The following is a 13914-nucleotide window of genomic DNA, read 5'->3' as shown; positions in this document are numbered from 1 at the left end:
TGTCAGTGGTTAGTTGTCAGTTGTCATTAGTAACAAATAACCAATAACAACTGACTATTCTGTAATTTTCAGTTCGTACAAATTCCAGAAAGCTCCGCCGAGGGCACTGTAGCGAATTCCCGAAACGCGATCGCGCACCGCCTCGAAAGTCAGCGGATTTACCATATAAACAAAAGGCACTTGTTCCGCTATAATCCGCTGCGTTTCAGCATAAAGTTCCTTGCGCTTCGCCTCATCAAGCTCCTGAGAAGCTTTCACGTAAAGGTCATCGATTTTCTGCTCCCAGTCCTCAACTTTCCAACCCTTAATCGGCGGTTCTCCGGCTTGCGGGCCCTGGTTGAAACTGTGCAGCGTGCCGTTAACAGACCAAATATTGTAGCCGCTGTGCGGTTCAGTACCTCCCGTAAAACCGCCGAGGTAAGTATCCCAATTGCGCGTCAAACGCAGCTTTTCCACATAAGTGTTAAAACTCAGGAACTGCGTATCAATTTGCATCCCCAGTTTGTCCAAATCTTGCTTAATTTGGGTTCCCATTTGTTCCCGAACTTTTTTACCCGCAGCCATCAACAAAGTAAATCGCACTTTGTTGCCTTCAGCATCCACCAATTCGCCGTTACTATTATACTTGAAACCAGCACTTAACAGTAACTCTTTGGCTTTTTCCAGATCATAACTGTAAGTTTTCAATCCCTGTTCTGGAGATAAGTAGAACGGACTTTGGGCTGGAATTGGAGAATGCAGAGGCGCGCCAAGTCCGCGATAGATATTGTTAGTCATCGCCTCGCGGTTGATGCCGTAGGCGATCGCCTGACGAAATTCTTTACTCGCGAACCAGCGAGACTTAACCGGGTCTACAAACGGCTGATTTTGAGCATTGCGCCCCTTATTCAGATTGAAACACATAAACACGCTGCCAGTATCCGGGCCGCCATTGAATACCGTATATTGACCGCGTTTTTCCTCACGTTTCAGCAGCGGAAACACTTCCGGCTCCACGTTCAGAGTATCCAACTCGCCCGATCGAAAATTCAGCAGTTGATTATCAGTATTTTCGATAATTTGCCAAACAATTTGCTGGATGTAAGGCTGGACATTTCCCTCAGCATCTTTGCGCCAAAAATACGGATTTCTTTCCAAAACCACGCGCTGATTGGGAGTGTAGCTCAGCATTCGATATTGACCATTCCCCACAATTTTTTTAGGGTCAGTATCCGTGCCCCAAGTAGTCAGGAATTTAGGCTTGCCGTCTGCATCTGTATCTTCGACAGATTCCTGTAAAATATGAGCTGGTAAAATTGGGATTCCCCCAGCATATCTAATAAAGGGAGCAAAGGGTTCTGCAACGGAAAATTCAACGCGGCGGCTGTCAATTTTTTTAACTTTTGGGAATTCGCGACTCATGCCAACTCTCAGAGTATCTTTCAAACCGCTAGGAATTTTGTCATTGAAATAAATCTTTTCATAGCTGAAGATAATGTCATCAGTAGTCATCGGTTCGCCGTCCGACCATTTCAACCCCTCTCGCAGGGTGAAGACAATCTTTTTGCCATCTTTAGAAACTTCCCACGACTCGGCTAAACCGGGTTCTAACTCCGATGTCAAGCCATTTTCGTTGATCAATCCCTCGTACATATAGCCAAAAACGCTGTATGCAGATTGATTTAGCGGGTAGTTAAAGGTGCTCGGGCCGCTGGGGGTGGGAACGATGAGTCTGTCTACTAAGTTCGATCGGGCTGGAGTGCACGCAGACAAAGTTATCGTGGCAATTGCCACCAGTAAAATCGCCAGCCAGCGCAGTCTTGAATGTAGCATAATAGAAATTTTCATAATTTTTTAGTTTACCACCTGCGTGCAACTATGACTGAGATTGTAGCCAACCTAGAAAGTTTTTAGTGACAGCGAAATACTTTGTAATCCCGGCTTCTCGCAAAACATCTTGAACTTCCGGTACACGAAAGTCTTTTGTATTATTGCTCAAAAATACCTTGTCTTCCTTAGCGTGTAACTGTGCGTGATTCAAGATGCAGTGGAGAATCAAATTGTCGGTAGGGTCTTCTTTAATAAAAACTGTATTCAAGCTTTCTCGCAGTGTATCTGCTGTTAGTTCCATCATCTCCACATTTTCAGCCAATAATTCAAGAGCATCAAAAAGACGTACTTTAATATTATTGAGCAATCCTTCATTTTTATTCAAAGACTCTTCTAAATGGAATAAAAGAGACTTAGCATAAGGCGAAGTAAGATCGCGCTTGAGCTGGCTAATTTGATTTGTCAGTTCATTTGCAAAATGGTTGCGACGCTTGATCTCGTCTTCTAAAGCCGAGAGAGCTTCCATGCAGCAAATAGCAGGTATGGCAATGCGGACTGATGTTGGTACACTCAGTAACAACTTATTGGCATCAGGATCGCGCCCTGTAGCAATACTCATTAAAAAGTTAGTTTCTATATATAAAATCGCCACCAATTTCTACCCTTGACTTTGTTGTTCCACCTGCTAGCAACGGCAGCAAACCGATTGCTGCTATCTGTTCCGATGCTGGCGGGCTCTCCGACTTCCAATTATAAGCTAAGTCACGCAACCATGCTTCAATCAGCCTAGTTAGGTATGGCTCAAATATGCGCTGATCGCCTAATTTTGAGTCATAATAGTGAAGGATGTCAGCCGTTTTTAACGATAAAACAGCGTCAGACAAAACAGTGCCGTCCCATTTAAAAACCATTATCTCTTTGAGATTGACAATCATAGCATAAGGAATTACCACCTTTTTTTCTGAGAGTATTGAGAGGAAATGTTTTATTTGTTTGAGCGCCCTATTGATAATCTTCTGTTTGGCTGCCTTTTCTTTAGCTTGATTAATTTTGACCTCGATTAGCGCGACTATGCGATCGTCCTTATCCAACGCGATAATATCCGCCTCTATGGGTAATTCTACTTCCAAGGTTTCAGTTTGCATGGTTTCAGCCTTCCTAGCGTATAAGTTTAAGTCAATTCCACTTCTACTATCAAACCACTTTTTAAATTTTGGAGACTAAAACTACAGCATAGGCTGCAATTCCTTCTTCTCTCCCCACGGGCCCTAACTTTTCGTTGGTAGTAGCTTTGATGCCGATTTGGTCAGGTCTTAATTGTAGGACAGTAGAAAGCCGATCGCGCATTTGCTCAATATGCGGTTTCAGCTTTGGACGTTCGGCCACCACCACCGAATCAATATTGCCGATTTCCCAGCCTTTATCTAATATTAACTGATTGACTTGTGCGAGCAATACGAGACTATCAGCACCTTTCCATTTCGGGTCAGTTGGCGGGAAATACAGCCCGATATCTCCTAAGCTGAGAGCTCCAAGCATCGCATCCATGATAGCGTGGGTAAGTACGTCGGCGTCGCTGTGTCCTAATAAGCCCAATTCGTGGGGAATGTGCACGCCGCCGAGGATTAGGGGGCGTTCTGGAACTAAGCAGTGAATGTCGTAGCCGTTGCCGATGCGGATGTTCATGTAAAGTAGATTTTTGAGAAAAGCAGACAGTAGACAATTATTTCATATTTTGTGTGAGGATAATTGAGTTTTTTGGGCGATCGAGCTTTTTACTAAAACTTACCGACTCGGAACAAACAAACCGAGTTTTTTACCCTGGGTAAGGTGTGGAACGAAGTAGACGCACCATCAAACCCGCTTTCTAGATACCCATGCGTCCAAGATTATTTTACTTCAAACTAGCGCCCTGGGCTAGCAACCATCAACCAACCTGAATCAAATCCGGATAGGAGCTCAACAACTCATCGCCAGTCAAACTATCCGTTTCCTCCTGCGGACTCCAAATCAACTCAAAAATCAGCAATTTCTCCGCAGGAGTCGCCGCCGATTTCTCTAACGCTGTTTTAAATTTCCCAACCTCGCGAATGTCTCCAAATAGCGGTTTGGAATCCTCGGTTCCTATCAAAAACGTCACTACAATATACTCTCCCTGCCCTCGATCGCCCGCAGTGACAGACTGTCTGCAGCGGATGTCGCCGTTAACCAAACTCAGAGTTTCTACACTTAACTTGCTGCGTTCTTGAATCGAGAGTTGATTGAATATTGGCGCCGCTTCCTCCCGAGTCGCAAATATCTGGGAACTCGCGCAAACGTGAGTCCACTTGTCGCGTGTACGCAAAACAATTAAAACAGATTCTAGCAAAAATTCTGCTCTGTCTGTTGCACTTTCTAAATCAGAATTTAAAGTCAATTCAGTTAGCTGACTTGGCACTCCTGGGCAAGAGCCAACTAACATTGCAACTTGCAACTTGCTGACCGCAAAAATAGGTTTTTTATTGGCATCTCCAGACGGGGGCAGATAATAGTAGATACAGTAAGCGATTAACGCTACACCCCCTGCAGAAAAAAACAGCCAAAACCAAAACAATTTCCAATCCTCAGATGATGGCGAACTGGGAGCGTTGTCAGAGGTATTTTCCGTGGAAATTGGTGTTGGATTAATTGCGGGCTGTTGAGGATAATAATCAGTATTTGGCTGACTGTTACCGGGATTGTCTGAAGATGGTGCTACGAGTTCACCGTCGCCCGAATTATCAGTGGTTATTGGCGTTGGATTAACTGCTGGCTCTGGATTATAACCAGTATTTGGCTGACTGTTACCGGGATTGTAAGGAACTGCATAACTCGGAGCGGAATTATAAGTGCGCCGCTGAATAATTACAGTTCGGTTATTTCCATGTTGTTGGGGAATTGCAGCGTTAGGTGCGACGACAGGTGCAGGTGAAGCAGGCTTTTCAAAAGAGCCGCTGCGAACTCTTCCCCCAGTGTTTCCACTGGTACTGGGACGGCTGGGAATGGAACTAGAAGAAGTGCCAGACGAGCTATTTCTAGAAGGAGTAGAAGGACTTGAAGAAGTGCCAGACGAGCTGTTGCTAGAAGAACTAGAAGAACTAGAACGGCTAGGCGAGGTACTGCTAGGGCGGCTGGAACTGGAACTAGAACTAGAACTAGAAGAAGAAGATCGCCCGCCGCTACTTCCGCCACTGCTTCGGGCAAAAGCTTCGCGGTTAATATGTAACCATTTGCCACCGCTGCCAGGACTTAAATTGACAGTAACTTCAGTGGCGAGCAAAAAGGCGATCGCCGTACAGCACAAAAGTTGATTCTTTAGCATAATTTAGTCGCCAAAAAATAGGATGCTCAACCAAGACTGTTAATAGTCAAGAGTTAACTAATCCGCTAGCAAATCCGGTCGCCTTTGGCGCGTTCTTTCAATTTGCTGTTCCCTGCGCCAGCGAGCAATTTCTGCGTGATTACCAGACAGCAACACGTCGGGCACCTTCAATCCCCGAAAATCCGCCGGTCGAGTGTACTGCGGATAATCCAAAAGTCCGTCTTCAAAACTCTCAAACTTTAGGGAATCTTCCTTCGCCACAGTTCCCCGCAGCAATCGCAAAACCCCATTAATCAAAGCCAAAGCCGGAATTTCGCCCCCCGTGAGTACAAAATCCCCCAAAGACACCTCGCGAGTGACCAAATGCAGCACTCGATCGTCCACACCTTCATAATGACCGCAAATCAACACCAACTGATCGCGATCGGCCGCCAACTCCCGAAACATCGCCTGCTGCATCGGTTCCCCCTGGGGAGTGAGCAAAATCACCTCCCGCCGCGGCAAAATCGGCAGCGACTCCACCGCAGCAAAAATCGGTTCCGGTTTCATCAGCATCCCCACTCCGCCCCCGTAAGGCTCATCATCGACTCGCTGGTGTTTGTCTGTGGTAAAATCGCGGGGATTGACAAAATTTACCTCAGCAATCTTTTTAGCTAAGGCTTTGCCCATCAGTCCCGACTCCAAGGGAGCCCGGAAAAAATCTGGAAATAGAGTAACAACGTCAAAGCGCACAATAATTGGAATTTATTAATACATCACCTCTAGTTTGACCTTTAGAGGGAGTTCAGTTTTCAGTAATTGCTTTATTCTTTATAATTTCTTATAATTTCTGAAAATTTTTGCAAGTTAAATTCTCTTCCTTTGTCGGCGCGCGCGTTTTTTACAAAAATAATCTGTTTTTCATGACAGCGACTGCAAGTAAACTCGCCCTCAAATAACTACCGGATCGCGCGATCGGCGATCGCACCTCGCTAGCACCAACAAATATTTATTCTTAAAAAGCCCCATTCTAGCCACAGTCACGGCAAAATTGAATTTCACATCCAACAGAGGAAGACACACCATGCAGCAGTTGACATCTCAAGCCCTTGAACACAATGTTCCCCAGCGCACCAAAACCTCGATTATGGTCATCGGGGGAGCCGAAGACAAAGTTCACGGGCGAGAGATTTTGAATACCTTTTTTTGCCGTGCTGGGGGTGCAAACGCTCGGCTGGCGATCGTTCCGTGCGCTTCGCGAGATCCCGAAGGAATTAGCAACCGCTACCGCACCATATTTGACGAAATGGGCGTTAGCGCCGTCAAAGTAGTGGACATCCGCGAACGCGAACAAGCCGAAAACCCCGTCTGGAAAGATTATTTAGAAGATTGTACGGGCGTATTCATCACAGGGGGCGACCAACTGAGGCTCTGTGGCCTGCTGGCGGACACCCCGCTGATGGAGAAAATTCGCAAAGAAACTATCGAAGGCAAGATTACCCTCGCCGGTACCAGCGCGGGTGCTGCGGTGATGGGATATCACATGATTGCAGGCGGCGGAAGTGGTGCGTCACCGAACCGCTCTTTAGTAGACATGGCAAACGGACTTAACATTATTCCTGAGATCATCGTAGACCAGCATTTTCACAACCGCAACCGCATGGCTCGCTTGCTGTCGGCTGTGGCTTGCCATCCCGATCGCATCGCTATTGGTATTGACGAAGACACCTGCGCCTTGTTTGAGGGAGACGATACTATGAAAATTCTTGGTAAAGGCACTGTGACTATTGTTGATTCTAGGGAAAATTTTTATACCAATGAGTCTATGGTAGGAGCGACAGAACCCCTAAGTCTGTTCAATATGCGCTTGCACGTTCTGTGTCACGGAGATTGCTACAATATGCCCCTAGGCAAACCAATGCCATCGGGAGCGTGTTCCGAGTCTGGCTGGCCCCCCGAATGCCGCACAGCCAACTAACGTAGAACATCTCTTGTCATTGATTCGGCAGAAATTAGGCGGCATTCCGGCCGAATCATGGATACAACAATAGAATAGATTCCGAAGCAGCCACGGGCTGACGCCAGGAGGCCGAACGACAGAAAATTCTAGCTTCGGGCTTCGAGTTTTTGCGTACCATTGACCTGTACAGGTTTCTAGCCGATCGCACGGGCATGAATTTTCAAGGGAGTAGCCCATAACTGGAAATTCACTCCCAAACTGTTCGCAGCGAACAGTCGATCGAGCAATCTAGATCGAAATTGAATAAATGCTCCAATTATCTATAAGAGTTCGCGCCCCATACCCCTCTAACTACCATGAAAATACTTAAAATTCAGACCTTACGCGGCCCCAACTACTGGAGCATCCGACGCCAGAAACTCGTCCTGATGCGTCTGGATTTAGAGGAGTGGGCAGATAAAACCACATCGGAAATACCTGGCTTCTACGAAGGGTTGATCGCCGCACTTCCGAGTTTGAACGACCATCACTGTTCTCCAGGCCATCAGGGAGGATTCCTGCAACGGGTCAAAGAAGGCACAATGATGGGACACGTAATCGAACACGTCGCCCTAGAACTTCAGGAAATGGCAGGAATGCCGGTCGGGTTCGGCCGTACCCGCGAAACTGCGACCCCAGGCATTTACCAAGTAGTAATCGAGTATCAAAACGAACAAGCCGGTCGCTATGCAGCCCGGGCAGGCGTGCGGATGTGCCAGAGCATTGCCGCTACTGGTTATTATCCAACAGCAGAATTAGTTCAAGATTTGAGAGACTTGAGAGAGTTTGCTGCGTCGGCGGCCCTGGGGCCGAGCACGGAAACACTGATTAAGGAAGCAGAAGCGCGTGGTATTCCTTGGATACCATTGAGCGCCCGGTTTATGATTCAACTCGGCTATGGGGTTCACCAAAAGCGGATTCAGGCAACTCTGAGCAACCGCACGGGAGTTTTGGGGGTAGAACTCGCCTGCGATAAGGAAGGTACCAAAAATATCCTAGCCAGCGCCGGCGTACCGGTTCCCAGAGGGACGGTGATTAATTATTTGGATGAACTGCAAGGGGCGATCGAAGATGTCGGGGGTTATCCGATCGTCCTCAAACCCCTAGACGGCAACCACGGCCGCGGCATTACGATCGACATCAATTCCTGGGAAACAGCAGAAGAAGCCTATGACTTAGCCAGCGCGGCATCAAAAACAAAAAGCGTCATTGTCGAGCGCTATTACGTCGGCCGTGACCACCGAGTATTGGTAGTCAACGGGCAAGTCATAGCAGTCGCAGAACGAGTCCCGGCTAACGTCGTGGGCAACGGCAAGTTTACAGTAGAACAGCTTATTGAAGAAGTAAACCGCGACCCGCAGCGAGGAGACGGACACGACAACGTGCTCACCCGGATCACGATCGACAAATTGTGCCTGGATTTGCTGCAGAAACAAGGATACGCGATGGACTCGGTAGTGCCCGCCGGCGAAAGAGTATTTTTGCGCGCCACAGCAAACTTGAGTACCGGTGGCATTGCAGTCGATCGCACCGACGAAATCCACCCAGAAAACGTCTGGCTGTTTTCTAGAGTCGCCAAAATTATCGGTTTGGACATCGCCGGCATTGACGTAGTAACTCCCGACATCTCCCAACCCCTGCGCGATGTCAACGGCGTCATCGTCGAAGTCAACGCAGCACCGGGTTTCAGAATGCACGTCGCCCCGAGTCAAGGTTTACCCCGCAACGTCGCCGGCGCGGTCTTCGATATGCTCTTCCCCTCGCCTCAACCCAGCCGGGTGCCGATTTTAGCGGTAACGGGAACCAACGGCAAAACTACAACGACTCGCCTGCTTGCCCATATTGTCAAGCAGACCGGTCAGATTACTGGCTACACGACTACCGACGGCACTTACATCGGCGATTATTTGGTAGAAACCGGAGACAATACCGGGCCGCAGAGTGCTCAATTGATTTTGTCTGACCCGACTGTGGAAGTGGCGGTGCTGGAAACGGCTAGAGGCGGAATTTTGCGATCGGGCCTCGGCTTCGATCAGTGCGATGTCGGCGTCGTCTTGAACGTCGCGGCAGATCACTTGGGAATTGGCGACATCGACACCGTGGAACAACTTGCCAAACTCAAGAGCGTTCTCGTCGAGTCGGTAATGCCAAAAGGCTATGCAGTTTTGAATGCCGACGACCCGCTCGTATCACAAATGGCGCAGCGTGTCAAGGCTCAAATTGCATATTTTTCGATGAACCCGGACAACGAACTGGTTGCCAAACATACCGCTGCTGGCGGGCTGGCAGCGATTTACGAAAATGGGTATTTGTCGATATTGAAAGGCGATTGGACGCTGAGAATTGAGCAGGCTGTGAACGTGCCGCTGACGATGGGCGGGCGCGCGCCGTTTATGATTGCCAATGCTTTAGCAGCTTGTTTGGCGGCTTTTGCCCAAGGAGTGAAAATAGAAGATATTCGATCGGCTTTGTCAAGCTTCCAAGCATCCGTCGGTCAAACTCCCGGAAGGATGAATTTGTTTAATTTGGGCAACTATCACGCTTTGCTGGACTACGCCCACAACCCCCACAGTTACAAAGCTTTGGGCAGTTTCGTGCTGAATTGGCCGGGACGGCGGATAGGGGTAGTAGGTGCCCCCGGAGACCGACGAGATGAAGATTTTGTCACGCTGGGCAAACTTTCGGCCGAAATGTTCGATCGCATTATTGTCAAGGAAGATCTTGAGAGGCGCGGGCGAGAACCCGGTACGGTGGCAAAGTTAATTTGCCAGGGAATTTCAGAGGCGATTTCTGCAGGAACCGTAGACAAATCTAAAGTTGAATACGAGTTGATTCTCGACGAAACAACGGCTGTTAACAAAGCTTTAGATGAGGCGCCGGCCGGCAGTTTGGTAGTGATTTTACCTGAAAGTGTCAACAAAGCTTTGACTTTAATTGAAGCCCGGAAACCGATTAAGGAATCTGTGGAAGTTCAAAATGCTTTAGATCGATCGAAGTCACAGGAAAGTTTAAAACCGACTGTGGTGAATCAAGGCTAAACTATTAAGTCTCATTTAATTAATAGGTTGGGTTTACTTCTGTTAAACCCAACCTATTTTTGTTTAAATTAATACTATTTTTTCGGAGTTTTTTGACCATTGAACAAACGATAGACAAATTTATCAACTTACATCAACGTACTGACCAAGTTGCGGAAATACAATATTCATACAATGCTTTGTTAGAGTTCCGTTTCCTAATAATTTCAGAGTGAATATTTGAGTATCCAAGAAGGCGCATAGATTCAGAAAGTAACGCCTCTGTAGCAACCATGTTGCCAAAAAATGTTGAATTGCCAACAATGTAGTGTAGTTCCGCATCGTCTGCCAAAATAGATCTAAGAGAACTCAAATGTAAGTGCATATCATGAAAGTATTTTAGGACGTAAGTTGCCAAAAGAGGTGCATTTTTCCCACCCGACATTCTTATCTTTTCTACAGTTGAGAATATTTGCTCCGGTAGGCTTTTTTCCTGTATTTGCCAGGAGTTGAGACGGCTAGTTGCAATGCCCCATGTTCCACCAATGGCTAACCAATCCATCTCACCTGCTTCTTTTGCTTCGTTTAAAAACTTTGTCCAGTACATATATGGACGAAGTTCACGAATATAGCTGATCCGATTTGGGTAAGGTGGGGAAGTTATTACTTTATCGACTTTGATATTACCTAAACCAGCTATGTTACGAGCATCTACTTTCAACACCTTAGCAGTACCAATAATAGTATTCTCAGCAGACTTCGATATAAATTTTATAATTTCAAAAAAAAGCTCTTCTATGCCTTCACTTTTATGATAAATGACTGTGGCATTAAATGACATGGAAATATGATTAAAAGCTGCTGATGAAGTTTCAATTATTAAACGACAGAACGCAATCCAAACGATATCATAACTCTCATTATCTTCAGGTTCTCCGAATTGGTTTACTAAAGCGATTCGCAATGAGGCAAGAAGTTTTAGCGTGTAACTAGACCACCAACGTTCAATGTTAAATATTGGTGGTGTCCAATTGTCTTGAGATATTAAACTTCTATATTCCTCTAAAGCTAGTTGTACCTTTTTAAAAACATCTATTAAGCAGTCTTTATCATAGTTTCTGTATTTAGCGTTCCCAAGCCAAATAAGAAACGGGTTGATATCAAACGCGAATGCTTGGTTTCCTTGTTGAGCAGCAACAAGTCCTGTTGTAGCTGTACCAGAGAAAGGGTCAAGAATAATTGACTCTCTCTCAACAAAAGCCAAAAGCTTTTCCACAAGTTTCACGCCATAGGCCGGAGTAAGTCGAAGCCACCCATGCCGCCCAAGATTGCGATTAGCTTTGAAAGTATAGTCAGATCTTTGTTGAATAGTAGATGACATCAGTCTGCACTTAGTAAAACTGCCAATGTGGTGTAAATCTCGCTTTTGATTGCCTCAGAGTTTCGGCGAAAAAAATCTGCCAAATCATAGCCTAAAATTTGCTGGGAAAAAACAAACAGCGAAATTTGATTGCTGCCCGATGTTGTGCCAATCAGCATTCCTCCACGGCTGTTTCGATAGCGTAGTACTAAATCGACATCAATCTGAGAAGAAAAAATTGCAAAGACTGGCAGGTAGCCGTTTGCCCAAGCAACAGCAATATTATCTATGTCACCATTTTGTCTCTTGCTGTCTTTACTTTTGTATCCCTGCCGAACTTCAAATACGGCTCCCTTTGCTGGGGCAGGAACATTAAGAGAACTGCTGTAGTCCGCTATCCACTGAATAACTCTTTCTCTAACCTCAAGATTTTGAATTTCGCTCAGTTCTAGCCGAGCATCCAACGACAAAGTTTTGTCCTTGTCGTTTTTGGTCTTCGCAACGTAAGACCACATGGCATATTTGGGGTCTTCGTATCCTGCTCGATCGATTATTATTTGTCTGAATAAATTTTCACAACCTTTCCCAATTTGTCGATAAACCGAGGTCATGCCACCAGCGGCTTTGTGAGCAGCGTACATCAAATCTGAATCAAGACCAATCCATGAGTAAAAAGGATCAGCTCCGTAGATTAATAAGAACCGTGCCAGATCCAATCCTTCCTCTCTATTGCCTAGCCCGAATTTGGGCTTGTAGCGTCTGCAAAGTTTTATCGGGTCTAGGAATCTTTTGAGGTATAGGTTCTCTTCAGTCACGATTACTTTGCAATTATTGGATAATATCTTTATGTTGGATATTATACTACTTTTCTCACCTTTTTTACCTTTTAACTGCCGCCCACTGCATAATCGGTGCCAGCGGTTTCCAGCCGAGAAAAGAGCCGATCGCCCCTACTCGCTGAATCCCAATTCTAATTAGTTCTCCACCATAACGATCGTGCCATTGCAAAACTTTAAACTCGCTCTCAACTGTCACCGCATTAACAACTAATCGGCCGCCTTCACCTAAAGCATTCCAGCAAGTTTCCAACACAGCTTCTGCAGTGACACCGCCGCCGATGAAAATAGCATTCGGTTGAGGCAAATTTGTCAGGGCTTCCGGCGCTTCTCCCGCAACGATTTCGAGTTCGGGAACGCCGAAAGTCGAGGCATTTTCAGCGATGTATTGCAATCTAGTCGGATGGCGTTCGATCGCGATCGCCCTGCACCGAGGATGACTCCGCATCCATTCGATCGCGATCGAGCCGCACCCCGCGCCCACATCCCACAGCAACTCACCCGGAATCGGAGCTAACGTTGACAGAGTAACGGCTCTAACCTCCCGCTTGGTAAGTTGTCCGTCGTGGCGATAAGCAGCATCCGGCAAACCCGCAGTTCGGGGGAGGATAAGAGTTTCTCGATCGGCTGCAACTGCGATCGCGATCGTGTTCAAATCCGCCAAATCCGCTGCATTCCAGGCTGCTGCTACCCCCTCGATCCGCCGTTCCGAGTTCCCTCCCATCCGCTCAAACACGGTCATCAAACTGCTGGCAAACCCCCGCTGCGTCAACAATTGTGCCACCTTTCCCGGCGTGTGTCTGTCCGCGCTCAACACCAGCAAGCGCGCCCCCGGCGACAAAGCAAGGGCGATCGATGCGATCGGGCGATTTGTCAAACTGAAAGTCTCAATTTGGGCTAGTGGCCAGCCCAAACGGGCGCAAGCAAGACTAAAAGCCGATGCTGCGGGAATCACAGTCATTTCGGAAATGGGAATCTGGCGCGACAGCGTTACCCCAATTCCGTGACACATCGGATCGCCGCTGGCTAGCACGCAGACAGACTGTCCCCGGCGGCGGATGATTTGATCGACTGTTGCTTGTATCGGCGAAGCCCAAACCAATTGTTCGCGGGTGTCGTCGGTTGGTAGCATTGCGAGGTGACGGGCACCGCCGACAACGACTTGAGATCGATCGAGTAGTTGTCGGGCGATCGGGCCCAGCCCCGAAAGTCCATCTTCGCCAATCCCCACCACCGAAAGCCATTTGTGCATTGAATCCTTACTGCTAATCTCATTTCCGGCTGCATCGGAATGCTCAAACTCAATAGTCATTAGTTATTAGTTATTAGTTATTAATTATTAGTTGTTAATTATATTATTTCCGCTCGAACAACCCGACTAAAATTGATTTAGAGTGAGGAATTCATTCCTCATAAAACTCTGTGGTACTGAATTATTGACTACAAAATTTCTAACTGACATTTGGCACAATTCTCAATAATAGGCATCTTGCCTGTGCCACAAAGAGTATATTTCTTCTTGTGGGGTGGGCATCCTGCCCGTCAGTGAAACCCTTATTAATAATGGTACAAGA

Annotated in this window: 11 protein-coding genes; 2 read left to right on the top strand and 9 right to left on the bottom strand. The window is 46.9% G+C overall.

Annotated elements, in window-relative coordinates:
- Positions 1 to 54: 54 nt before the first annotated feature.
- From D0A37_RS26705 to trmD, 6 genes are all read right to left on the bottom strand, one after another.
- Complete coding sequence (locus tag D0A37_RS26705; protein WP_242719097.1) at positions 55 to 1827, bottom strand: ABC transporter substrate-binding protein; 1773 nt, start codon at positions 1825 to 1827, stop codon at positions 55 to 57.
- A 28-nt stretch (positions 1828 to 1855) separates the two neighbouring features.
- Positions 1856 to 2428 carry a PIN domain-containing protein gene (locus D0A37_RS26700; protein WP_242719095.1) on the bottom strand — a complete coding sequence of 191 codons (573 nt, stop codon included), beginning with the start codon at positions 2426 to 2428 and terminating at the stop codon, positions 1856 to 1858.
- A gap of 7 nt (positions 2429 to 2435) precedes the next feature.
- Positions 2436 to 2954 carry a hypothetical protein gene (locus D0A37_RS26695; protein WP_242719093.1) on the bottom strand — a complete coding sequence of 173 codons (519 nt, stop codon included), beginning with the start codon at positions 2952 to 2954 and terminating at the stop codon, positions 2436 to 2438.
- 61 nt (positions 2955 to 3015) lie between these two features.
- Complete coding sequence (gene ispF / locus D0A37_RS26690) at positions 3016 to 3495, bottom strand: 2-C-methyl-D-erythritol 2,4-cyclodiphosphate synthase (RefSeq protein ID WP_242719091.1); 480 nt, start codon at positions 3493 to 3495, stop codon at positions 3016 to 3018.
- Between the two features lie 241 nt (positions 3496 to 3736).
- Positions 3737 to 5149: a DUF1517 domain-containing protein gene (locus tag D0A37_RS26685; RefSeq protein ID WP_242719089.1), complete on the bottom strand. Its 1413-nt coding sequence runs from the start codon at positions 5147 to 5149 to the stop codon at positions 3737 to 3739.
- A gap of 57 nt (positions 5150 to 5206) precedes the next feature.
- Positions 5207 to 5881 (bottom strand): tRNA (guanosine(37)-N1)-methyltransferase TrmD, encoded by a 675-nt coding sequence (gene trmD, locus D0A37_RS26680; RefSeq protein WP_242719087.1) that lies wholly within the window; start codon positions 5879 to 5881, stop codon positions 5207 to 5209.
- Between the two features lie 331 nt (positions 5882 to 6212).
- On the opposite strand from trmD, the gene D0A37_RS26675 reads away from it, so the two are divergent.
- Complete coding sequence (locus tag D0A37_RS26675) at positions 6213 to 7106, top strand: cyanophycinase (RefSeq protein ID WP_242719085.1); 894 nt, start codon at positions 6213 to 6215, stop codon at positions 7104 to 7106.
- Positions 7107 to 7444: 338 nt separating this feature from the next.
- On the top strand, positions 7445 to 10165 hold the full coding sequence (cphA, locus tag D0A37_RS26670) for a cyanophycin synthetase (RefSeq protein ID WP_242719082.1): 2721 nt from the start codon (positions 7445 to 7447) through the stop codon (positions 10163 to 10165).
- Between the two features lie 133 nt (positions 10166 to 10298).
- Here the strand turns inward: cphA and D0A37_RS26665 are convergent, their stop codons facing one another.
- From D0A37_RS26665 to cbiE, 3 genes are all read right to left on the bottom strand, one after another.
- A complete protein-coding gene (locus D0A37_RS26665) occupies positions 10299 to 11525 on the bottom strand; it encodes a DNA adenine methylase (protein ID WP_242719080.1) in 1227 nt (408 codons plus the stop codon).
- Entirely contained in the window at positions 11525 to 12319 is a 795-nt protein-coding gene (locus D0A37_RS26660; protein WP_242719078.1) for a hypothetical protein, read from the bottom strand. Before D0A37_RS26660 ends, D0A37_RS26665 begins: the two co-directional genes overlap by 1 nt.
- 64 nt (positions 12320 to 12383) lie before the next feature.
- Entirely contained in the window at positions 12384 to 13652 is a 1269-nt protein-coding gene (gene cbiE / locus D0A37_RS26655; protein ID WP_242719077.1) for a precorrin-6y C5,15-methyltransferase (decarboxylating) subunit CbiE, read from the bottom strand.
- Positions 13653 to 13914 lie beyond the last annotated feature (262 nt).

It is taken from the genome of Microcoleus vaginatus HSN003, from assembly GCF_022701255.1.
GTDB lineage: Bacteria > Cyanobacteriota > Cyanobacteriia > Cyanobacteriales > Microcoleaceae > Microcoleus > Microcoleus vaginatus_B.
The sequence above is the reverse complement of the archived record's forward strand: the minus strand, read 5'-3'. Positions and strand labels throughout refer to the sequence as shown.